The sequence below is a fragment of the Streptomyces sp. NPDC056452 genome (assembly GCF_042796085.1).
In the GTDB taxonomy this organism is placed as follows: domain Bacteria; phylum Actinomycetota; class Actinomycetes; order Streptomycetales; family Streptomycetaceae; genus Streptomyces.
Map to the genome: position 1 here is coordinate 44,048 of NZ_JBHTRI010000015.1, position 22,178 is coordinate 66,225.

A 22,178-nucleotide genomic window follows, 5' to 3' on the forward strand; every position below is an offset into this window, starting at 1 on the left:
CGACGCAGTCTAGACATGTTGTTGGACTTTCCAAGCTCCAACTTGGTAAAACCAAGTAACACAGTTCGGGGTCGGGGAGGGCACAGCATGGAGTTCCGTCAGTCCAGCAAGCTCAACGAGGTCTGTTACGAGATCCGGGGCCCTGTCATCGAGGAGGCCAACGCCCTCGAGGAGGCGGGCCACAGCGTGCTCCGCCTCAACACGGGCAATCCGGCGCTCTTCGGGTTCGAGGCCCCCGAGGAGATCGTCCAGGACATGATCCGGATGCTCCCGCAGGCACATGGCTACACCGATTCGCGCGGCATCCTCTCCGCCCGCCGGGCCGTGGCGCAGCGCTACCAGGCGATGGGCCTCGTCGACGTCGACGTCGACGACATCTTTCTCGGCAACGGCGTCTCCGAGCTGATCTCCATGTCCGTCCAGGCACTTCTGGAGGACGGCGACGAGATCCTCGTCCCGAGCCCCGACTATCCGCTGTGGACCGCCGTCACCACACTCGCGGGCGGCAAGGCCGTGCACTACACCTGTGACGAGGCCGCGGACTGGAACCCGGACCTCGCGGACATGGCCTCGAAGATCACCGACCGCACCAGGGCCATGGTCATCATCAACCCGAACAACCCGACGGGTGCCGTCTATCCCCGCGAGATCCTCGAAGGCATGCTCGATCTGGCGCGCAGGCACGGGCTGATGGTGTTCGCCGACGAGATCTACGACCAGATCCTCTACGACGACGCCGAGCACCACTCCGTGGCGGTCCTGGCTCCGGATCTGTTCTGCCTCACCTTCAGCGGGCTGTCCAAGACGTACCGCGTGGCGGGGTTCCGCTCCGGCTGGATGGTGGTGTCGGGCCCGCAGCAGCACGCCCGCAACTACCTGGAGGGGCTCACCATGCTCGCCTCCATGCGGCTGTGCCCCAACGCCCCCGCCCAGTACGCGATCCAGGCGGCGCTCGGCGGCCGGCAGTCGATCGGGGCGCTCGTCGCCCCCGGGGGCAGGCTCCACGAGCAGCGCAACCGGGCCTGGGAGCGGCTGAACGAGATCCCGGGGGTGTCGTGCGTGAAGCCGAAGGGCGCCCTGTACGCGTTCCCCCGCATCGACCCGAAGGTGCACAACATCGTCGACGACGAGCGGTTCGTCCTGGACCTGCTGCTGCGGGAGAAGATCCAGGTGGTCCAGGGCACCGGCTTCAACTGGCCGCGCCCCGACCACTTCCGGATCCTGACCCTCCCGCACGCCGACGTCCTCGACGCGGCGATCAGCCGCATCGGCCGCTTCCTGAACGGATACCGCCAGTGATCTGCGCACGTTGCCGGACCCCCGTCCACACGCAGTTCGCGTCGCCCGGCCTGGTGGGCGCGATCGTGGAGGGCGGGCTCGATCCGGCCGAGGACCCCGGCTGGGCGGACTCCGGCGCGGCCTCGCCCGCCGAATACGCGCGCTGGGCAGGCCATCTGTGCGGTATGACCTGCCTGCGCATGGCGCTCGGCCCCGCCGCTCCGACCCTGTTCGCGCTGCGCGACGGAGCCATCGAGTACGGCGCGTACACCGAGGACGCCCAGGGGGTGATCCGGGGCCTGGTCTACGCCCCGTTCGCCGCGTACGTGACCGAGGCGCACGGCCTCGACGCGAGCGTCCACCGGCACCTGTCCCCCGACGGGATCCTCGGACTGCTGGACGACGGCAGAAGCGTGATGGCGTCCGTGCACTACGGAATCCGGCACCCGGAACGCCCGGCCCCGGGGCGGGGAGGGCATCTGGTCCTGCTGACCTCGCGCACCGCGGACGGATCGGGAGTGCACTTCCACAACCCGTCGGGGACGACGGCGGACACACGCGCGGCCGAGCTGCCGCTGCCGGTCTTCGAACGCTTCTTCGCGGGCCGCGGGGTGTCGTTGCCCGGAGTCATGGCCACGGGAGCGGCGGCGCCGTAGCGCCTCACCCTGAAGGGTGGTCCGGCCCGGATCCCGGTGTCCTGCCGTGCCGTTGCGACGGCCGCGTGCCACGCTGAGCGCCGTTCCGGCATCCGACCGCCCCGTGGGAGATCACCTTGCTGCGTCTGCGCAACCGCCCGAAGCCGGACCCCGAGCGACCCGCGCGGCGCACCGCACTCGTGGCGGGCGTGGCCGCCTGTGCCGTACTCGCCACGGGCACGCCGATCGCGTACGCCACACTCGGCAGCGAGGCACCGGTGGCGCGGGCGACGGCCGTCCGGGGCGCCGAGTACGTGGAGACCCGGCTGTTCTTCGGTACGGAACGCCCCGACGGCGGACCGGATGTGACCGACCCGCAGTTCCTCGCCTTCATCGACCGGTACGTCACGCCGGACTTCCCCCGCGGCCTCACGATCCAGGACGGCCGTGGGCAGTGGCGCGACTCCAACGGGGTGGTCGAGCGGGAGCGTTCGTACGAACTGATCCTGCTCTACCCGGCGTCGGAGGCGCGCCTGCGCGACCCGCGGATCGAGCGGATCCGCGCCGCGTACGAGAAGGCCTACGCCCAGGACTCGGTGGCCCGGCTCGACGAACGCACCCTCGCCGACTTCTGAGCCCCGGGGCCGTGTCCGCCCCGCCGCCGCCTACCGTTGCCCGGAAACGACGGACGAGCACGGGAGCGACGCACATGGGCGCGGCGATACGCCACTTCACAGCCACCGGACCGGGCGGCCAGGTCTTCACGGTGAACATCGAACGCGACTTCCGGTACGACCCGTACCGCGACTTCCTCGTGTGCGCCCACTGCGACTGGTCGCCGTCGCTGCTGACCACGAGGAAGCTCATCGACATGGCCGGGGAACACCTGGCGACCGTTCACGGTGCCGACCGCGGACTGGCGCAGCAGGAGAACGAATCGTTCCGCAAGGCCCGTTGGGTGATGCTGCCCCTGTGCGCGGTCCTGGTGATCGGACTGCTCGCCTATTACGCACAGGGCTGACGGTGCATCAGCCCCGCAGAGCGGTGAGCGCGCCCACCGGGTCGGTGTCCGGGGTGGCGCGGGGCCACCAGTCGTCCGCACCCGGGTCCGATTCGTAGCCGTACCAGCGGCCGTCGTGACCGAAGCGGAGCTGGAGGGTGCCCCCGGCGTTGGTCAGGTGGCTGCGCCAGGGCTGGAAGCGCGGGAAGCCGGCCGCCGCGAGGGCGGGGCGGGCCCGGTCGAACGGGCCCGCCGGCGGGTCCCAGGGGCTCTCCAGGACCGCGAGGCCCTCCGCGCCGCCCTGCCGCCAGGCGGCGACGGCGCGGGCCAGGTCGGTGGTGCTGCGGCCGGTGGCGTGGGCGAGCTCGCGGTAGAGCGCCCGGGTCGTTGCCGTGAGCCCAGCGGTGGGCCGGGACGCGGCGATGCGCACCGCGTCCTGCCAGGTGCTGAGCCCGGCGATCGGATCGTCCCCGGTGGTCAGGAGTGCGTGGGCGCGGGCAGCCGCGTCCGAGGCGAGGTGGTCCAGGGACAGCGGGTCATGGGCACCGGGCAGGTCCGGGTAGGAGGGCGGCTGTCCGGGGTACGGCGGCACGGGCAGCGGTGCCGGGAGCGGCGGCAGGAAGCGGCCGGCCAGGGCCTCGGCCGCCGGGAGCGAGGGCATCGCCGGAGTGGCGGGGCGCTCCCGGGCGGAGTGCTCGGCGTTGCGGCGGCCGAGCTCGTCGAGGAGTTCCCGCTCGCCCCGGCCGCGCATCAGCAGCAGGACGAAGGGGTCGCTGTCCAGGAGCCGTGCCGTCTGGAAGCAGAGCGCCGCCACGTGCTTGCAGGGCCAGCCGCGGTCCGGGCAGGAGCAGTCCGGGTCGAGGTCGCCGGCGGCGGGCAGCAGCCGGATGCCGGTCTCCCCCGCCGTGTCGACCAGGGAGTGCGGCATGTCCTTGTCGAGCAGCGCGGACAGATGCCCGGGCCGCGCCGCGACGGCGTCCAGGAAGGTGTCCCAGTCGGAGGCCGAGAACGTACGCAGGCGCAGCTCCGCGCGGTACGGGCGGGGGCGGCTGCCGTGGACGTAGGCGATGACCCGGCCGGGGGTGACGGTGATCGCGGCGACATGGCCGCCGTCGGCGTACGTACGGCCGCGGGCGAGCCGCCCCTCGTCCATCGACAGGGACTCCAGGGCGTCCACCCAGGCCCGGCCCCACCAGCTGTCCGCGAAGGGTTCCGCGGTGTCGGAGGCGCGGGCGGGCACCGCCTCGAAGGTGCGCCGCAGGTCGTCGGGGCCGGGACGCGCCGTGGGTCGGGGGCCTGCGGCCGGGCTCATGCCGTCCTCCGGAGCGAGACGAGGTCGGCCAGGTCACGGTCGCTGAGCTCGGTCAGAGCGGCCTCGCCGGATCCGAGCACCGCGTCGGCGAGGGCACGCTTGGACTCCAGCAGCTCGCTGATCCGGTCCTCGACGGTGCCCTCCGCGATGAGCCGGTGCACCTGCACGGGCTGCGTCTGGCCGATGCGGTACGCACGGTCGGTGGCCTGCTCCTCGACCGCGGGATTCCACCAGCGGTCGTAGTGGATGACGTGGGCGGCCCGGGTGAGGTTCAGCCCGGTGCCGGCCGCCTTGAGGGACAGCAGGAAGACGGGGACCTCGGCGGACTGGAAGCGGTCCACCATCCGCTCCCGCTCGGGCACCGGGGTACCGCCGTGCAGGAGCTGGGAGGGGACGGAGCGGGAGGCCAGGTGGGCGGAGAGGAGGCGGGCCATCGACACGTACTGGGTGAAGATCAGGACGGAGGCGTCCTCGGAGAGGATCGTGTCGAGGAGCTCGTCGAGCAGGGCGAGCTTGCCCGAGCGTCCGGTGAGCCGGGTCGGCTCCTCCTTGAGGTACTGCGCGGGGTGGTTGCAGATCTGCTTGAGCGAACCGAGCAGCTTCATGATCAGACCGCGGCGGGCGATGCCCTCGGACTGCTCGATGAACGCCATGGTCTCGCGCACGGCCGCCTCGTAGAGCGTGGCCTGCTCGCGGGTGAGGGAGACGGGGTGGTCGGTCTCCGTCTTCGGCGGCAGCTCGGGCGCGATGCCCGGGTCCGACTTCTTGCGGCGCAGGAGGAAGGGGCGGACCAGCCGGGAGAGCCGCTCGACCGCCTCCTCGTTGCCCAGGCCCGCAGCGGTGCCGGTGTTCTCGACGATCCGGGCGTGCCGGGACCGGAAGGCCTTGAGCGGGCCGAGCAGCCCGGGGGTGGTCCAGTCGAGCAGCGCCCAGAGCTCGGAGAGGTTGTTCTCGACGGGGGTGCCGGTCAGCGCGACGCGGGCCGGGGCCGGGATGGTGCGCAGCGCCTTGGCCGTGGAGGAGTGCGGATTCTTCACGTGCTGCGCCTCGTCGGCGACGACCAGCCCCCAGGTGTGCTCGGCGAGCCGGTCCGCGCTGGACCGCATCGTGCCGTAGGTGGTGAGGACGAAGCCGCCGTCCGGGTCGGTGAGCGTGCGGTCGGTGCCGTGGAACCGGCGCACGGGGACGCCGGGCGCGAAGCGGTTGATCTCGCGGTGCCAGTTGCCGAGGAGGGAGGCGGGACAGACGACGAGGGTGGGGGCGGCGTGGGCGCGGTGCAGATGGAGGGCGATGACGGTGATGGTCTTGCCCAGGCCCATGTCGTCGGCGAGGCAGCCGCCCAGGCCGAGCGAGGTCATCCGGTCCAGCCAGGCCAGGCCGCGCAGCTGGTAGTCGCGGAGGGTGGCGTCGAGGCCGGGCGGCGGCGGGAGGGTGGCGTCCTCGTCGAGGATGCGCGAGCGGAGTGCCGCGAGCGCTCCGGCCGGCACCGCCTCGACCTGTTCGCCGTCGACCTCGGCGCTGCCGGTCAGGGCGACGGCCAGCGCGTCCACCGGGTCCAGCAGACCGAGCTCCCGCTTGCGCGCCTTGCGTACGAGCGCGGGGTCCACGACAACCCACTGGTCGCGCAGCCGCACCACTGGCCGGTGGGCCTCGGCCAGCGTGTCCATCTCGGCCTCGGTGAGCTGCTCGTCGCCGAGGGAAAGCTGCCAGTTGAACGCGAAGAGGTGCTCGGCGTCGAAGAACGAGGTGCCGTCGGTGGCCGAACCCGGCGCGGGCCGGACGACGGCCGCGGCGGTGAGCGAACGGGCGAGCTCCCGGGGCCAGTGGACGGCGACCCCGGCCGCCGCCAGTCGTGGTCCCGCCTCACCGATCAGTTCGTACAGCTCGTCCTCGGTGAGCGCGAGCACGTCGGGGACGGGCTGGTCCAGCAGCCGCTCCAGCGGGGGCCAGACCCGGGCGGCGCGGCGCAGGGCGAGCACCGCGTCGATCCTCGCCCGCGGCCCGAACGGCTCCCCTGCCCCGCCGCTCCACAACGTCGCCGCATCGGTGACGTACGTCGGGTCGGCCAGGCTGTGCACCTGCGTGACGGCCGCGGCGGCGTGGCGGGCGGACGCCGGGGATCCGTGCGCGTCCGCGTCCGTCCCGTCGGTGGGGCCGGTGGTGTCGAAGAGTTCGTGGACCGACAGGTCGAGCCGGAGGGAGACGCGCACCCCCGCGTCGAGTCCGGCAGCCACCTCGACGGCCCAGGCGCGGGCGCCGGGCAGCTGCTGCGCCTCGCGCGCGGCGAACGGCGCGCCCATCGCGTGGCCCGCGGCAGGGGTCCGGGGCAGGGTGTCCGCCACGGCGTCGAGGAAGGCTCCGAGCAGGGCCAGGGGGTCCGGGACCCGCAGGGGTGCGCCGTCCAGCGGGACCGCGTGCCCCTCGGGGGGCATCGAGGCGGCGACCGCCCTGAGATGGGCGATGTCCTCCGCGTCGCGGGGCCCGGCCCGCCATGCGTCGTGGTCGTCGGCCGTCAGACCGGGCAGGAGCCTGCCGCGCGCCACCAGGGTGAGCGCGTGCAGCGCGGCCGCGCCCCAAGCGCGCGTGGCGGGGTGGGCGGAGGCCCGGTGCCGGGCTCGGGCGAGGAGCGGCACGGCATCCGCGACGGACAGCAGCACGGCGGGCACCGTGCGCCGGGCCGCGCCCGCGCCCTGCAGCCCGACGACCGTGAGTTCCGTGACGGTGTACGGCGGATCCCCGCTGTCGCCGGGCGGCCCGTCGGCACCGGCGAAGGGGGTACCTCCTTCGGGGTCCCAGAAGGCGATCCGGCCGTCCCGGGGCAGCGCTGCCGGGAGGAAGACCGCCGCGCACCGCACGAGCCGGTCGGCGGCCGGGACCGTGGTCCGCTGTGCCATGTCCACCGCCCCTCCCACCTCGGTCCGAGTGCTTGACTTCCTGTGTTGGCGAGTCTAGGCGGGGGGTACGACAACGCCCGCCCCGCACGTGTTTCCACGGTCCGGGGCGGGCGGGCGTCCGCGTCAGTGGCGGGCGAGGGGCTCGGTGTGTGCCCCGCCGGGCTGCCGCTCCTGCGCGGGGTCCGGCGGCACGGTTGTGGGGTCGGGTGGCGCGGGGCGCTCATCCGCCGGGAGGCGCGCGGCCCGCGCCACGGGCTGCGCGAGGTCCTCGCCCCGCGCATGGGACTCGGTCTGCGCAGGGGGCTCGGCCCGCGGGGAGGACCCGCCGTACCCGGACGGCGGGCCGGGCTCCGGCACGACCTGGGGAACGGACGGCGGAGCGGGCGGGCTCTGCGGCTGCTGCGCCTCCGCGGGCGGCTGCCCCTGCTGCGCGCGCTCCAGGAAGCGGAGCAGCTCGACGGGGAAGGGCAGCACCAGCGTGGAGTTCTTCTCTGCAGCCACCGCGACCACGGTCTGCAGCAGTCGGAGCTGCAGCGCCGCCGGCTGGCTGGACATCTCCTGGGCCGCCTGGGCGAGCTTCTTCGAGGCCTGCAGTTCCGCGTCGGCGTTGATGACCCGTGCGCGCCGCTCACGGTCGGCCTCGGCCTGCCGGGCCATGGACCGCTTCATCGTCTCCGGCAGCGACACGTCCTTGATCTCGACCCGGTCGATCTGCACACCCCAGCCGACCGACGGGCTGTCGATCATCAGTTCCAGTCCTTGGTTCAGCTTCTCCCGGTTGGACAGCAGATCGTCCAGGTCGCTCTTGCCGATGATCGACCGGAGGGACGTCTGCGCCATCTGCGAGACCGCGAACCGGTAGTCCTCCACGGCGATCACCGCGCTCGCCGGGTCCACCACCTTGAAGTAGATGACGGCGTCCACGCGGACCGTCACGTTGTCCCGCGTGATCCCGTCCTGTGCGGGCACCGGCATCGTCACGATCTGCATGTTCACTTTGCGGAGCCGGTCCACACCCGGAACGATCATGGTGAATCCCGGCGGCCGCACACGGTCGTGGAGCCTGCCGAGCCGGAGCACCACTCCGCGTTCGTACTGCTTGACGACCCGGGCCGCGGCCATCCCGTACACCGCCGCGCCCGAGACCGCCGCCACCGCTGCGATCACCAGCTCCTGGACCATCACGGCCCCCTGCGTCCGAGAGTGCGTTCCAGCACCCATCCATCGCGCCCTATTACCACGGTATGCCCGGTCTGCGCACCCGTCGAACCTCCGTCCGGGTGTCAGTGGCCCGGCCGGCCGCGCACCGGATGCCGGGGCTCCCCGGAACAGGCAGGGTGACCAGCACCAGCACGTCTCTGTGACATACCGATGAGCCGGACGAGCAGACGAGGACCCGCCATGTCCGTCACCGCGACCGCGACCGCCACCGACCGCCGCCGACGCCGCCACACCGGCGTCGCAGTCGGCGCGGCCCTGCTCACTCTCGGCCTCACGGGCTGCTCCGGCCTCGGGCGTACCGCGGTCGGACCGGTCACCTACACCACCGAGCGGGACAGGGTCATCAGCGTGAACAGCCCTTCGGTGAACGGCTGCCACCGTTTGGCGCCCGCGGGCGCCAACGAGGTCATCAACAGGACCCTGATCGACATGATCCTGTACCGCACCCGCGACTGCACCGGCGGTGGCACCACCTATGTCGCCACCACGTTGACCGACGCCAACTCCCCGCGCAGCCTGCCCTGGCGCAGCTACAGGTTCGTTCACTGACCGCTGCGCCGTGTACGGCCGCGCCCCCGGACCAGCGCGAACAGCTCCGCCGTCCGCTCCCTCCGGTCCCGGGCGATCAGGACGACCACGGCGATCAGCAGCGCGGGCATGACGGCGTTCGGAGGGTCCAGGAGCGTCAGCTGCACGATCGCCGCCCCGGCGAGCAGCCCGGCGAAGGCCATGGCGGCCACCCCGGACAGCAGGGGGATCAGCAGGGCGACGGCGCCGGCCAGCTCCAGGCCGCCGATCGTGTACATCGCGCCGCTGCTCCAGCCCATGCGGTCGAAGGACTCCACGGCCGACTCATGGGCGATGAGCTTGGGCACCGCGCTCAGTCCGAAGAACAGCGCGAGGACGATCCGGACCGCCGTCAGGACGACGGAAGCCCGGCTGCGGCGCGGCGACGCGGTGGTCGGTGCGGCGGGGGAAGCGGCGGCGGCACTGGTTTCGGACATGGGGGTCTCCTCATGGGGCGTCGTGGATGACGTGCGCCGGGCGGGTGCGGACCTGCCGCTTCGCCTTCCCGGCGCTTACAGAGGGGTAGACCCTGCCGGGGTCCGGAACTCATCGCGTTCCGGACCCCTGATTCACTTTCTCCGAGGGCTACTTGGGCCGGGCGAGCGCCCAGACACCGTCATCGGTGAGGTAGCGGTCGACGGTCAGTCCGGCCGCATCGAGACAGGCTTCGAACTGCTCCACGGACAGTTCCCGTGACCGGAACGTCTGGGTCCACCGCGCGTCCTCGAACACGTACTCGGCACGTACCTCGTTCACCCCGTCGCCCAGGGGCTCCGCCGACACGATGCGTATGGTGCAGCCCGCGGCCCGGTCCACCCGTTCCCGCGGCAGATCGGTGTGGTAGTCGGCACCCTCCCGCTGGAGGAGGACGACGCCGCCGTCCCGGACGTACCTGCGGCAGGTCCGCAACAGCCCCTCCCGGACGCGGTGATCACTCGTGTGCACCAGGAACGACGCGAGCATGACCACGTCGAACCTCTCCTCGCCGAGGTCCAGCGACTCGATGGGGCTCCGCACCGTGCGTGCGCCTTCGATGTGCCCCAGCATCTGCGCCGATTCGTCCACCGCGGTCACCGCGAACCCGCGTTCGACCAGTGGGTGCGTCACCCGTCCCGCCCCGCAGCCCAGTTCGAGGATGCTCGCTCCGGCGGGCACGGCCGCCTCGATCACCTCCGGTTCGTCTCCGGCGGACAGCCGCGCGTACAGCTCGACCGCGCAGCCGTCCGGGGTGATGGAGCCCGGCCCTGTACCCGAATGTCCCTCACGTATCAGTCGTCCGCTCATACCCGGCCGAACGCACGGCAGCCGGGCCCCGTTCCCCGGGCCGTCGCGGACGGTGCCCCGTCAGTTCTGCGGATAGCGGCCGTCCGGCCACACCACCGGCTGCTCGAGCTCCATGCACAGATCGTCGGCAAGCTCCGCGATCACGGCCCTGCCCTCCGTCGGGGCGAGCCAGGAGGCCGGCAGCGCCACGTCCCCGTGGTGCGCGCCGAGCAGATTGCCGCAGACCGAGCCCGTGGAGTCGCTGTCGCCCGAGTGGTTGACGGAGAGCAGCAACGCCTCGGCCACGTCGTCCGGTCCCGGCAGCACCAGCGCGCAGTAGACGGCGATGGCGAGGGCCTCCTCGGCGACCCACCCCGCGCCCAGTGACTCCACCCGCTCGGCGGTCGGCCCGCCGCGCGCGGCCAGGTCGACGGCGGCACGCAGCGCGGCCGTCGTCTCCTCGTGACCGCGGTGGCGGGCCAGCAGGTCCATGGCCCGCAGGACGGCGCCCGCCGGGGAGTCGCCCTCCAGCAGGTGCGTGACGATCGCGGCGAGCGCTCCTGCCGCGTACGCCCCGGTGGGGTGGCCGTGGGTGATCTGCGCGCACCGGGCTGCCAGTTCGAAGCTCTTCGGCGCGTCCGCTCCGAGCAGCCCGAAGGGTGCCGACCTCATCACCGTGCCGCAGCCCTTGGAGTGCGGGTTGACGGGGCCGGGCAGGTCGAGCGGTGCGTCGGCGCCGGGGACATGGCCGGCCGCGAGCCCCGTCAGGCAGGCGTTGCCGGGTGCCCGGCGCGCGTACAGCCAGGGCTGCTGCCTGAGCCATCCGGTCCGTACGGTGTCCTCCCCGCCCCGTGTCGGCGGGGAGGGATGGTTCTGGGTGTCGAGCCAGCGCAGGTAGGCATGGCGTAGGAGGGCTGTCTCCGAGCCGCCGATCCCCTTCGACCTGGCCCTGGAATGGGCCCTGATCAGCCCTTCGACCGTGAACAGCGTCATCTGGGTGTCGTCGGTGATCCGTCCGACGACCCCGTCCGCGTCCGCGACGGGCTCCCGCACGCCACTCTCCCCGTAGGCACGGCGGATACCGCCGAGCGAGAGGAATTCGACCGGGTTCCCCAGCGCGTCCCCGACAGCGCCGCCCAGCAGGGCGCCGCGCACCCGGGCCCGGCGGGCGACGACGTCGGCCCACGCCGTCTTTCGCCCAGTGGCGTTCCCCTGTTCCCTGGCGTCCACAGTCCGCTCCCCCTCATCCGTCCGGCATGGGTTTCCGTACACCGCACCGCGGGTTCATGCTGGGAGGAGAGGCGATGCCGATGCGTACCGGGAGTGAACCGTCCACCGCGCGCAGTCCCCTGCGGATGCGACTCTGGCTGAGTCTATGGGGCATGATCTGGGCCGCTTTCGGCCTGACGGCCTTCGTGCTGACCGGGCGCGCCGGCTGGGCGGCGGCGTGCGGCGTGCTGCTCGTGGTGACGGTCACGGACTTCTGTTTCGTCGTCCGCCACATCCGCCAGGGCTCGCACTACCAGCCGGGCAGGGACGTCCCGCCGTACGAGCCCGACCGCGGCGAGCGGGGCAGGCTCGGCCGCTGAACCCGGGTGTGCGGGTCAGGGGCGCTCGTCGAAGCGGGCTGCCTTCAGGTACTCCGGATTCGGGTCGAGCGCTGCCGCCAGCCGGAAGTGGCGGGTGGCCTGGTCCTCACGGCCGGCGCGCTGGAAAGTCCGGGCCAGGGCGAAGTGCGCGAAGGCGTTGTCCGGCTCACGCTCCAGGACCAGCTCGAACTCGAGCTCGGCCGGGCGGAGTTGTGCGGCGGCGAAGAAGGCGCGGGCACGCAGCAGGCGGGCCGCCGTGTTCTCCGGATGGGCGGCTATCACCGAGTCGAGCAGTTTCACCGCACCCCTCGGATCCCGCGCGGCAAGGAGCTGCTCCGCCGCGCGGAAGTCGATGACATGGGTTTCCGGGTTTCGCTCGGGCATGCCGGCATCCTTCCCCTCGCCTGCGGCACTTCAACGTCCGGGCACGTCAACGTCCGGCCGGATCCCGGTATTCCGTGCCCGGCACGGGCTCAGCCTCCGGCGGCCCGCGCGGTCAGTTCCGACCAGAGGGCGCGGACCTGCGGCTCCAGGGCCTCCAGCGGCCCGTCGTTGTCGACGACCAGGTCGGCGACGGCCTTGCGCTCCTCACGGGTGGCCTGCGCGGCCATCCTGGCGCGCGCGTCGGACTCCGTCATCCCGCGCAGCGTGACGAGCCGGTCGAGCTGCGTCCCGGGGGTGGCGTCCACGACCACGACCAGGTCGTAGAGCGGGGCGAGGCCGTTCTCGGTGAGGAGGGGGACGTCGTGGACGACCACGGCGTCGGGTCCGGCCGCCCGCTCCAGCTCCGCGGAGCGGGCGCCGACGAGCGGGTGGACGATGGCGTTCAGCGCGGCCAGGCGCTCGGGGTCGGCGAAGACGATAGCGCCGAGCGCGGGCCGGTCCAGCGTGCCGTCCGGGGTGAGGATCCCGGGCCCGAAGGCCTCGACGACGGCGCCGAGCCCGGGGGTGCCGGGCTCGACGACCTCACGCGCGATCCTGTCGGCGTCGATCAGTACGGCTCCGTAGCTCACGAGCAGCCGTGACACTTCGCTCTTGCCGGCGCCGATCCCGCCGGTCAGGCCCACTTTCAGCATGCGCCGAGCCTAGAGGTGTCCTGCGGGCGGCCGGGAGCCGCCCTCAGGAGTCGCCTTCCCGCTCGGCCAGGAAACGTTCGAACTCGAGGCCGATCTCGTCCGCCGACGGCAGCTCGACCGGCTCCGCGACGAGATTGCCACGCGTTTCGGAGCCCGCCACCGCGTCGTACTGGTGCTCCAGCCCCTCGACGAGCGAGACGAGCTCCTCGTCGCCCTGGCCGATCTGCCGGTCGATCTCCGTCTGGGTGCGGTGTGCCTCCGTACGCAGACTGTGCGCGATGCTCGGCAGGACGAGGCCGGTCGCGGCGGTGATCGCCTCGAGCGCGGTGAGCGCCGCGTCCGGGTACGAGGACCGGGCGACGTAGTGCGGCACATGGGCGGCGACGCCGAGGACGTCGTGGCCCGATTCCATCAGCCGGTACTCGACGAGGGCCTCGGCGGAGCCGGGGACCTGCGCCTCGTCGAACGGGCTGCGGTGACCGGGCATGAGGTCGGTGCGGTTGCCGTGCGGGGTGATTCCGACCGGGCGGGTGTGCGGGACGCCCATCGGGATGCCGTGGAAGTTGACCGCGAGGCGGACGCCGAGCCGCTCGACGATCTGCTCGACCGCGGCGGCGAACCGCTCCCACTCCACATCCGGCTCGGGGCCGGACAGCAGCAGGAACGGTGCGCCCGTCGCGTCCTGGACCACGCGCACGTCCAGCGTCGGAACCTCGAAGGCCGTCCAGCGGTCCCGCTTGAAGGTGAGCAGCGGGCGCCGTGCGCGGTAGTCCACGAGCCTGTCGTGGTCGAAGCGGGCCACGATCTGGTGCGGCAGGGTCTCGAGCAGGCCGTCGACGATCTGCTCGCCGGTCTCGCCCGCGTCGATGTATCCGTCGAAGTGGTAGAGCATGACCAGGCCGGCCGACTCCTGGGCGAGCGCCATGTCGACGACTGCCAGGCCCTTCGGCTCCCATTCGTACAAACTCTGCGGATCAGGCACGGTTACCGCTCCTCCTCGTGTTCCTCGACAAGAACACCCCGCACGGCACCGGCATTCCCGCGCGCGCCCCTTTCGCGGGTTGTTACGTCAGAACACGGCTGTGGAGCGCGGTGACCGCCTTGCGCGCGGATGTGAAGGCCCCGTGCTGCCAGGCGTCCGTGTGGCTGAGGTAGTCACCGGCGAAGTAGACGTGCCCGGCGGCCTCGTTGAGCGGTGCGAACGCCGGTGCGTCGGGGCCTCCGGACAGCGAGTGCCAGGCGGCCTCGAGGTAGGGGGTCTGGCGCCAGTGGTGGGAGAACGAGGAGGAGAGTTCCGTGCGGTACTTCTCGCCGTGGATCTTGACGCCCTGGGCGACGGCGCGCGCCTCACGCTCCCGCGGGGCGAGCGCGGCGTACGAGTCGGCCTGGGAACCGTAGTTGTAGTACCCGATGACGAGCCCCCGGTCCCCGTTGTGCCCGTAGGACGGGTACCAGATGTGGGACAGGTCCAGGTCCGTCTCCGTGATGCCGCCGTAGATCCGATGGTCGCTCTCCCACCAGCGGCTGCGGTACTCCAGCCCGATCTTTCCGGCCGAGGACGGCTTGCACGCCTCCAGTGCGGTCTGGACGGCGGGACCGAGGTTGTGAGCGGTCTTGGCGAGGATGTTGGGCGGCAGTGCGGCGATGCAGTAGTCGGCGTCGATGGTCCGGGTGCGTCCCGACTGGGTGTAGGTCACGGTGACGCCGTGCGCCGTGTCGGTGATGTCGGTGACCGCCGCGCCCGTCCTGATCCTGCGCTCCCCCACGGCCCGGGTGAGTGCGGCCGGTATCCGGTCCATGCCGCCGACCGGCTGGAACATCAGCATGGCCTGGTCGTACTCGAACTCGAAGGAGAAGTACCGGCCGACACCGCTCGCGAACACCTCGGACGCGGTGGGTACGGAGCCGAGCTCCTCGCCCGGGGTGCCGGCCGCCGCCGGGTCGACGCGGTAGCCGCGGCGCGGGCTGCCGGTGTAGTCGAGACTGTCGCCGATGTCCCCGAAGTCCTTGAGGAACTCCAGGAGCCGCTCCTGGTCCTCGACGGTGATCTGCCGGTCGAGGGCGCCCTTGTCCGTGGCCTTCGCGAGGAGTTCCGCGACATAGCCGTACATGTCGGCCTTCGCGGTGCGGTAGCGCACCGGGGCCTTCATGCCCGCCGTTTCGTTGTATATATAGGCATTGGCGTTCACGTTGGTGAACACCTCAATGGGTACACCCAGTTCACGACAGTAGTCGAGGGTGACCATCCACTGCGGGATCCGGCCGGGACCGGCGTTCATGTACTGCCCGTCGTGGAACTTCGCGGTCTGCTTGTTGCCGTAGGTGTCGATGGTCGAATCCCCGCCGCGAACGGTGAAGTTACGACCGCCCGTGCGGCCCCGGGCCTCCAGGACCGTACAGTCGTAGCCCGCCTTTCCCAGTTCGTACGCGGCGGCCAGGCCGGCGATGCCTCCGCCGACCACGACGACCTTCGCCGCCGCCCTCCCCTTGAGGTTGAAGTCCCCTTTGCTCGGCGCCCGGAAGGCGGGTTCACGGCCTGCGGCCTGGGCGGTGGGCGCGAGACCGAGCGCCCCCATGGTGGCGAACATGGCGCCCGCGCCGCCGGTGACGCCGACGTTGCGCAGGAAACTGCGACGGCTGGCACCGGCCGCCACGGGGGAAGTCCGCGCGTCGCGCGAGGTGTTCGACGTGTATGTCATGTCCTGGCTCACCTTCGTTCCTGAGGTTGCCGGGATCTTGGCAAGCGCTTGTTACAGGCCGTCAGTTACTCGTGTATCCCGCAGGTTTCTCTCCGTTCACCATCCGGGTGGACAATGGTCCAGACCTTGACATGGCCACATCCCATCCCTAGCGTCACTGGGCAGCAGATTCAGACACTCGCCCCATGTTCATGTACAAGAACGCCATTTGCGGGAACCTCTGAACCCTTCGACGGGAAGGCACCCCCATGCGCACCCGCACACTGCTCCCCGCCCTGCTGGCCGCCACGCTCGCCGCCGGAGGCCTGTCCCTCGCCTCCGCCGGCAGTGCGTCGGCGGAAGCGGTCATCGACGTGACCACAGCGGCCCAGCTCAAGGCGGCACTCACCGCCGCGGCCCCCGGCGATACGATCCGGCTCGCCGACGGCACGTACACCGGCAACTTCAAGGCGACCGTCGCCGCCACCTCCTCCGCCCGGATCACCCTCACCGGCTCCGACAAGGCGGTCCTCACCGCCGGCGGCGGCTACGGACTGCATCTCAACGGCGCGTCCTACTGGACCGTGCGGGGCATCACCGTCACCGGCGGCCAGAAGGGGATCATGGCCGACGCCGCCACCGGTGTCGTCATCGACGGCGTGACCGTGCACGACCTCGACATGGAAGGCGTCCACTTCCGTAAGTCCAGCAGGGACGGCGTCATCAAGAACTCCCGGATCTACGACACGGGGCACGACGGGCGCGGCATGGGCGAGGGCGTGTACGTCGGATCGGCGGGCGATCTCTCCGACCGCAGCGACGCGGTGCAGATCCTCGACAACGTCATCGGGCCCGGAGTCGGCGGCGAGAACATCGACATCAAGGAGGGCACGACCGGGGCGCGGATCATCGGCAACACCTTCGACGGCAACGGGCTGACCGGTGCCAACTACGACGACTCCTGGGTCGACGTGAAGGGGAACGACGTCCTGGTCCAGGGCAACAGGGGCTCCCGTACGACGAACAACGGGTACGAGACGCACACCCAGCAGAGCGGCTGGGGCTGCGGCACGGTGTTCCGTGACAACGCCTCGGACCTGACCGGTGCCACCGGTGACAAGCAGCTCGCCGTCAACGTCACCAACCAGAGCTCCACCTGCCGCACGACCGTCCACAGCGACAACACGGTCACCGGCGGCAAGGGACTGACGAACATCGCCGTCACCCCGTAGGGCCCATTTCGGGCCGGCCCCGGGCCCGTCGTGTTCGCGGATACGAGTAAGGCCCGCCCCCCGGAGGGAGCGGGCCTTACCGACAAGCTCTACAGCTCTACGGCCGATGAGCGACTGGGGTCAGAGCGTCAGCTCTGGCCACCGGCCAGCTTCTCGCGCAGGGCAGCCAGCGCCTCGTCCGACGCCAGGGCGCCGGAGTTGTCGTCGGACTCCGAGGAGTACGAGCCGCCGCCACCGCTGCCGCCGGAGGCAGCCGGGGCGCCGGCGGCCGGGGCAGCAGCGCCCTCGGCAGCAGCGGCCTCGTCGGCCTCGCGGGACTTGATGACCTGGGCCTGGTGCTGCTCGAAGCGCGTCTGCGCCTCGGCGTACTGGGTCTCCCAGACCTCGCGCTGAGCCTCGAAGCCCTCGAGCCAGTCGTTGGTCTCGGGGTCGAAGCCCTCGGGGTAGATGTAGTTGCCCTGGTCGTCGTACGACGCGGCCATGCCGTACAGCGTCGGGTCGAACTCGACCGAAGCCGGGTCGCCACCGAAGGCCTCGTTGGCCTGCTTCAGCGAGAGGCTGATGCGACGGCGCTCGAGGTCGATGTCGATGACCTTGACGAAGATCTCGTCGTTGACCTGGACGACCTGCTCCGGGATCTCCACGTGGCGCTCGGCCAGCTCGGAGATGTGGACCAGACCCTCGATGCCCTCGTCGACGCGCACGAACGCACCGAACGGAACGAGCTTGGTGACCTTACCGGGGACAACCTGCCCGATCTGGTGCGTACGGGCGAACTGCTGCCACGGGTCTTCCTGCGTCGCCTTGAGCGACAGGGAGACACGCTCGCGGTCCATGTCCACGTCGAGAACCTCGACGGTGACTTCCTGGCCGACCTCGACAACCTCGGAGGGGTGGTCGATGTGCTTCCAGGAGAGCTCGGAGACGTGCACGAGACCGTCGACGCCACCCAGGTCCACGAAGGCACCGAAGTTGACGATCGAGGAGACGACGCCGGAGCGGACCTGACCCTTCTGCAGGGTCGTGAGGAACGTCTGGCGCACCTCGGACTGGGTCTGCTCGAGCCAGGCGCGACGGGACAGGACCACGTTGTTGCGGTTCTTGTCCAGCTCGATGATCTTGGCCTCGAGCTCCTTGCCCACGTAGGGCTGGAGGTCGCGGACACGACGCATCTCGACGAGGGACGCCGGCAGGAAGCCACGGAGGCCGATGTCGAGGATGAGACCACCCTTGACGACCTCGATGACGGTACCGGTGACGATGCCGTCTTCTTCCTTGATCTTCTCGATGGTGCCCCAGGCACGCTCGTACTGAGCGCGCTTCTTCGAGAGGATCAGGCGGCCTTCCTTGTCCTCCTTCTGGAGAACCAGGGCCTCGATCTCGTCGCCGACCTTGACGACCTCGTTCGGGTCGACGTCGTGCTTGATCGAGAGCTCGCGGCTCGGGATGACGCCTTCGGTCTTGTAACCGATGTCGAGGAGAACCTCGTCCCGGTCAACCTTGACGATGACGCCGTCAACGATGTCGCCATCGTTGAAGTACTTGATCGTCTCGTCGATCGCCGCGAGGAACGCGTCCGCGTCGCCGATGTCGTTGACCGCAACCTGCGGAGTGGTGGCGGTGGTCTCGGTGCTGCTCGTCATGTGGGAAAGGGCTCCGGTACGGACAGAGAGTCGTAGGTACTGCTACGCCGTAAGCCCGTATCGCCTCTGAAGACTCCGGACAGCTTTGAAAGCACCCGACCGGATTCCGGAAGGCGCCTCGACAACCGAGGGGACATACAACAGACGCGAGCGCGGCCTGCTAGGTCTGAAGCGCGCAGGCTCGCGGCGCAACTTGTAGCATACGGGGGCAGCCGGAAGCGGTCAATGCGCGAAGGCGCACACGCGGGGCACAACACCCCATTCCCGGCACAACTCATGTTGTCCGAGGCCACATCGGCCACGGCACCGTTCCGCACGCACGCGGCCGTACTCACCCGTACAGCCCGATCGGGCACCGTGTGCGGCGGGTGAAGGCAAACTACAACGACGGGCACGATGAGCCAAGAGATCCGCGGGTCCGAACCTGAAGCGACCCGCCGGGAAGCCGGGGAATCGGAGAGCAGCCGGGCAAGTCGCGGCTGGTGGGACCGGAACGCCGACGAGTACCAGAGCGACCACGGGGCCTTCCTCGGGGACGACCGCTTCATCTGGGGTCCGGAGGGCCTCGACGAGGCCGAGGCGGGTCTGCTGGGCCCCGCCGCCGGGCTGAAGGGCCTGGACATCCTGGAGATCGGCGCCGGCGCGGCCCAGTGCTCGCGCTGGCTGGCCGCACAGGGCGCCCGCCCGGTGGCCCTGGACCTCTCGCACCGCCAGCTCCAGCACGCGCTGCGGATCGGCGACGACGTCCCCCTCGTGGAGGCCGACGCCGGCAGGCTCCCGTTCCGGGACGGCTCCTTCGACCTGGCCTGTTCCGCCTACGGGGCGGTGCCCTTCGTCGCGGACCCCGTCCAGGTGTTCCGTGAGGTGCACCGGGTGCTGAGGCCCGGGGGCCGCTGGGTCTTCTCGGTGACGCACCCGGTCCGCTGGGCGTTTCCCGACGAGCCGGGCCCCGAGGGGCTCTCGGTCGCCGCCTCCTACTTCGACCGGGTCCCGTACGTGGAGCAGGACGAGCGGGGCGACGCCGTGTACGTGGAGCACCACAGGACACTCGGCGACCGGGTGCGCGACGTGGTGGCGGGCGGCTTCCGGCTGACGGACCTGGTGGAGCCCGAGTGGCCGGCCTGGAACGACCAGGAGTGGGGCGGCTGGTCCCCCCTGCGCGGCAACCTCATCCCCGGGACCGCGATCTTCGTGTGCGAGCGGGACCGCCGGACCTGGTGAAGGGCCGGCGTACGAGACTGGGGGCGTGATCCGTACCGACGCCCTCGGCCAGTTGCCCGTACGCACCGCTGTGCCCGCTCTGGAGCGGGCACTCGACGACCGGGGGGTCGCGGTGCTCTGCGCACCGCCCGGGACCGGCAAGACGACCCTCGTACCCCTGGTGCTCGCCGGCCTCACCGGCGGCGGCCCGGCGCGCCGCGTGGTGGTCGCCGAGCCCCGGCGGATCGCGGCCAGGGCGGCGGCACGTCGGATGGCCTGGCTGATCGGCGAGCAGCCGGGCGGCCGGGTCGGCTTCACCGTGCGCGGGGAGCGGGTGGTGGGGCGCGACACGGTGGTCGAGGTCGTGACCACCGGGGTGCTGCTCCAGCGGCTGCAGCGCGACCAGGAGCTGGCCGGCGTCGATGTCGTGATCATCGACGAGTGCCACGAGCGCCATCTGGACGCCGACACGGTCGCCGCGTTCCTCCTCGACGTGCGGGCGGCCATCAGGCCGGACCTGCGGCTGGTCGCGGCGTCGGCGACGACGGACGCGGAGGGCTGGGCCCGTCTGCTGGACGACGCTCCCGTGATCGAGGCGCAGGGGGTGTCCCATCCGGTCGAGGTGGTGTGGGCGCCGCCGACAGGGTCCGTGCGTCCGCCGCACGGCATGAGGGTCGATCCGGCACTGCTGACACACGTGGCCGCCGTGGTGCGCCGTGCGCTCGCCGAGCGTGACGGCGACGTGCTGTGCTTCCTGCCCGGGGTCGGGGAGATCGGCCGGGTGGCCGGGCAGCTCGCGGGCGTGGGTGCCGAGGTCCTCCAGGTGCACGGCCGGGCACCCGCGGCCGTGCAGGACGCGGTGCTTGCCGGTTCGTCGCAGGGGCGCCGGGTGGTGCTCGCGACATCGGTGGCGGAGTCCTCGCTGACGGTGCCGGGGGTGCGGGTCGTCGTGGACTCCGGGCTGGCCAGGGAGCCGCGTACCGACCATGCGCGGGGTCTGAGCGCGCTCACGACCGTACGGGCGTCCCAGGCGGCCGGGCGCCAGCGCGCGGGCCGGGCGGGGCGTGAGGCGCCGGGTGCCGTGTACCGCTGCTGGGAGCAGGCCGAGGACGGGCGGCTCGCCCGGTTCCCGTCCCCGGAGATCAAGGTCGCCGATCTGGCCGCGTTCGCGCTGCAGGCGGCGTGCTGGGGCGATCCGGACGCCTCGGGGCTCGCCCTGCTGGATCCGCCGCCGGCCGGGGCGATGGGCGCGGCACGGGAGGTCCTGACCGCTGTGGGCGCGGTGGACGCGTCGGGGCGGGTGACGGACCGGGGGGTGCGGATGTCCCGCCTGGGGCTGCATCCGCGCCTCGCGCGGGCCCTGCTGGACGGTGCGGACGAGGTGGGCGGACGCCGTGCCGCGGAGGTCGTGGCGCTGTTGAGCGAGGAGCCGCCGCGGGAGTACGGGGACGATCTGGCTGCCGCGCTGCGTACCGCACGGCGGGGCGGGGACGGTTACGCGGCGCGCTGGCGGCAGGAGGTGCGGCGGCTGTCGTCCTCGCTCGGCACGGCCGCGGGCCGGGGTTCGGGATCGGACGACGCGGCCGCGGGACTGGTGGCGGCGCTGGCGTTCCCGGAGCGGGTGGCACGGGCCCGCGGCGAGGGCGCGTTCCTGATGGCGTCGGGGACCGGGGCGGAGCTCCGGGACGGCTCGCGGCTGCGCAGCGCACCGTGGCTGGCCGTCGCGGTCGCCGACCGGCCCGCGCACTCGGCGTCCGCCCGGGTGCGTCTGGCGGCGGTCGTCGACGAGGACACGGCGCGGCTGGCGGCCGGGCATCTGCGGTTCTCCGGAGAGGAGGTCCGCTGGGTGGACGGCGATGTGGTGGCCCGTTCCGTGGAGCGGCTGGGGGCCGTCGAGCTGTCGGTGCGCGCACTGAGGCAGCCGGCGCCCGGGCTGGTGCGCGGCGCGCTGCTGGACGGCCTGCGGCGCGAGGGCACGGGGCTGCTGCGGTGGACCCGGGACAGCGAGCAGTTGCGGCTGCGGCTCGCGTTCCTGTACCGGGAGCTGGGGGCTCCGTGGCCCGATGTCTCGGACGGCGCGCTGCTGTCGCGTACCGAGGAGTGGCTGGAGCCCGAGCTGTCGCGGGCCCGGCGCCGCTCGGACCTCGCTCGGATCGACGCCGGGCAGGCGCTGCGGCGGCTGCTGCCGTGGGCGACAGGCGATGCCGCCCGGCTCGACGAGCTGGCCCCGGAGCGGATCGCGGTGCCGAGCGGGTCGCGGATCAGGGTGGAGTACGGCGGCGAGCAGCCGGTCCTCGCGGTGAAGCTCCAGGAGCTGTTCGGGCTGCGGGAGACGCCCCGGGTGGCCGGGGTGCCCGTCCTGGTCCATCTGCTCTCCCCCGCCGGGCGGCCCGCGGCGGTGACGGCGGATCTGGCGTCGTTCTGGCGGGAGGGCTACAAGGCGGTGCGGGCCGAGCTGCGCGGCCGGTACCCGAAGCACCCCTGGCCCGAGGACCCGACGACGGTGGAGGCGACGCGCTTCACCTCGGCGCGGCTGCGGCGCGAGTAGGCCCTGGGTCCGGTACGCGCCAGCCCCCCTGCCGCGGGTGCG

General features: G+C 72.0%; 20 protein-coding genes. 9 read left to right on the plus strand and 11 right to left on the minus strand.

The genetic code is table 11. From position 1 onward, the window contains the following. Positions 1-87 precede the first annotated feature (87 nt). The 4 genes from ACFQ6X_RS16950 to ACFQ6X_RS16965 all read left to right on the plus strand — a co-directional run bounded on the left by ACFQ6X_RS16950 (position 88) and on the right by ACFQ6X_RS16965 (position 2,934). A complete protein-coding gene (locus ACFQ6X_RS16950) occupies positions 88-1,299 on the plus strand; it encodes a pyridoxal phosphate-dependent aminotransferase (RefSeq protein WP_383182160.1) in 1,212 nt (403 codons plus the stop codon). Further along, positions 1,296-1,934, plus strand: coding sequence for a peptidase (locus ACFQ6X_RS16955; RefSeq protein ID WP_383182162.1), 639 nt, complete (start codon positions 1,296-1,298; stop codon positions 1,932-1,934). Before ACFQ6X_RS16950 ends, ACFQ6X_RS16955 begins: the two co-directional genes overlap by 4 nt. 116 nt (positions 1,935-2,050) lie before the next feature. Next, a complete protein-coding gene (locus ACFQ6X_RS16960) occupies positions 2,051-2,548 on the plus strand; it encodes a DUF3574 domain-containing protein (RefSeq protein WP_383182164.1) in 498 nt (165 codons plus the stop codon). Between the two features lie 74 nt (positions 2,549-2,622). Then, positions 2,623-2,934, plus strand: a complete 312-nt coding sequence (locus ACFQ6X_RS16965) for a hypothetical protein (protein WP_383182166.1) — start codon at positions 2,623-2,625, stop codon at positions 2,932-2,934. A gap of 7 nt (positions 2,935-2,941) precedes the next feature. Here the strand turns inward: ACFQ6X_RS16965 and ACFQ6X_RS16970 are convergent, their stop codons facing one another. The 3 genes from ACFQ6X_RS16970 to ACFQ6X_RS16980 form a co-directional block, all read right to left on the minus strand. Further along, positions 2,942-4,225, minus strand: coding sequence for an SWIM zinc finger family protein (locus ACFQ6X_RS16970; protein ID WP_383182168.1), 1,284 nt, complete (start codon positions 4,223-4,225; stop codon positions 2,942-2,944). Beyond that, positions 4,222-7,119, minus strand: coding sequence for an SNF2-related protein (locus ACFQ6X_RS16975; protein WP_383182170.1), 2,898 nt, complete (start codon positions 7,117-7,119; stop codon positions 4,222-4,224). Before ACFQ6X_RS16975 ends, ACFQ6X_RS16970 begins: the two co-directional genes overlap by 4 nt. A 123-nt stretch (positions 7,120-7,242) precedes the next feature. Then, a complete protein-coding gene (locus ACFQ6X_RS16980; RefSeq protein ID WP_383182172.1) occupies positions 7,243-8,301 on the minus strand; it encodes a slipin family protein in 1,059 nt (352 codons plus the stop codon). Between the two features lie 219 nt (positions 8,302-8,520). Between ACFQ6X_RS16980 and ACFQ6X_RS16985 the strand changes: the two genes are divergently transcribed. Next, complete coding sequence (locus ACFQ6X_RS16985; RefSeq protein WP_383182174.1) at positions 8,521-8,889, plus strand: hypothetical protein; 369 nt, start codon at positions 8,521-8,523, stop codon at positions 8,887-8,889. Here the strand turns inward: ACFQ6X_RS16985 and ACFQ6X_RS16990 are convergent. The 3 genes from ACFQ6X_RS16990 to ACFQ6X_RS17000 form a co-directional block, all read right to left on the minus strand. Continuing rightward, a complete protein-coding gene (locus ACFQ6X_RS16990) occupies positions 8,883-9,344 on the minus strand; it encodes a DoxX family protein (protein ID WP_383182176.1) in 462 nt (153 codons plus the stop codon). The two genes, ACFQ6X_RS16985 and ACFQ6X_RS16990, sit on opposite strands and share 7 nt — an antisense overlap. A gap of 148 nt (positions 9,345-9,492) precedes the next feature. After that, a complete protein-coding gene (locus tag ACFQ6X_RS16995) occupies positions 9,493-10,191 on the minus strand; it encodes a class I SAM-dependent methyltransferase (RefSeq protein WP_383182178.1) in 699 nt (232 codons plus the stop codon). A 60-nt stretch (positions 10,192-10,251) separates the two neighbouring features. Beyond that, positions 10,252-11,400, minus strand: a complete 1,149-nt coding sequence (locus ACFQ6X_RS17000; RefSeq protein ID WP_383182180.1) for an ADP-ribosylglycohydrolase family protein — start codon at positions 11,398-11,400, stop codon at positions 10,252-10,254. Between the two features lie 80 nt (positions 11,401-11,480). Here ACFQ6X_RS17000 and ACFQ6X_RS17005 point away from each other — a divergent pair, with 80 nt between their 5' ends. Then, the gene (locus ACFQ6X_RS17005) at positions 11,481-11,759 is read left to right on the plus strand and encodes a DUF6343 family protein (protein WP_383182327.1); all 279 of its coding nucleotides are present in this window, start codon (positions 11,481-11,483) and stop codon (positions 11,757-11,759) included. A gap of 15 nt (positions 11,760-11,774) precedes the next feature. On the opposite strand, the gene ACFQ6X_RS17010 is transcribed toward ACFQ6X_RS17005, so the two are convergent. The 4 genes from ACFQ6X_RS17010 to ACFQ6X_RS17025 form a co-directional block, all read right to left on the minus strand. Further along, positions 11,775-12,143 (minus strand): tetratricopeptide repeat protein, encoded by a 369-nt coding sequence (locus ACFQ6X_RS17010; protein WP_329212185.1) that lies wholly within the window; start codon positions 12,141-12,143, stop codon positions 11,775-11,777. 89 nt (positions 12,144-12,232) lie between these two features. Next, positions 12,233-12,835 (minus strand): dephospho-CoA kinase, encoded by a 603-nt coding sequence (gene coaE, locus ACFQ6X_RS17015; protein ID WP_383182182.1) that lies wholly within the window; start codon positions 12,833-12,835, stop codon positions 12,233-12,235. Between the two features lie 43 nt (positions 12,836-12,878). Then, entirely contained in the window at positions 12,879-13,817 is a 939-nt protein-coding gene (locus tag ACFQ6X_RS17020; RefSeq protein ID WP_383182184.1) for a PAC2 family protein, read from the minus strand. An 82-nt stretch (positions 13,818-13,899) separates the two neighbouring features. Next, on the minus strand, positions 13,900-15,423 hold the full coding sequence (locus tag ACFQ6X_RS17025) for a flavin monoamine oxidase family protein (RefSeq protein ID WP_383182329.1): 1,524 nt from the start codon (positions 15,421-15,423) through the stop codon (positions 13,900-13,902). Between the two features lie 359 nt (positions 15,424-15,782). On the opposite strand from ACFQ6X_RS17025, the gene ACFQ6X_RS17030 reads away from it, so the two are divergent. After that, the gene (locus tag ACFQ6X_RS17030) at positions 15,783-16,745 is read left to right on the plus strand and encodes a right-handed parallel beta-helix repeat-containing protein (protein ID WP_383182186.1); all 963 of its coding nucleotides are present in this window, start codon (positions 15,783-15,785) and stop codon (positions 16,743-16,745) included. Positions 16,746-16,873: 128 nt separating this feature from the next. On the opposite strand, the gene rpsA is transcribed toward ACFQ6X_RS17030, so the two are convergent. Further along, on the minus strand, positions 16,874-18,388 hold the full coding sequence (gene rpsA, locus ACFQ6X_RS17035) for a 30S ribosomal protein S1 (protein ID WP_351177779.1): 1,515 nt from the start codon (positions 18,386-18,388) through the stop codon (positions 16,874-16,876). A gap of 396 nt (positions 18,389-18,784) precedes the next feature. On the opposite strand from rpsA, the gene ACFQ6X_RS17040 reads away from it, so the two are divergent. Together ACFQ6X_RS17040 and hrpB are read left to right on the plus strand one after the other, a co-directional pair. Continuing rightward, positions 18,785-19,609 (plus strand): class I SAM-dependent methyltransferase, encoded by an 825-nt coding sequence (locus tag ACFQ6X_RS17040; RefSeq protein ID WP_383182188.1) that lies wholly within the window; start codon positions 18,785-18,787, stop codon positions 19,607-19,609. 25 nt (positions 19,610-19,634) lie between these two features. After that, positions 19,635-22,136 (plus strand): ATP-dependent helicase HrpB, encoded by a 2,502-nt coding sequence (hrpB, locus tag ACFQ6X_RS17045; RefSeq protein WP_383182190.1) that lies wholly within the window; start codon positions 19,635-19,637, stop codon positions 22,134-22,136. Positions 22,137-22,178 lie beyond the last annotated feature (42 nt).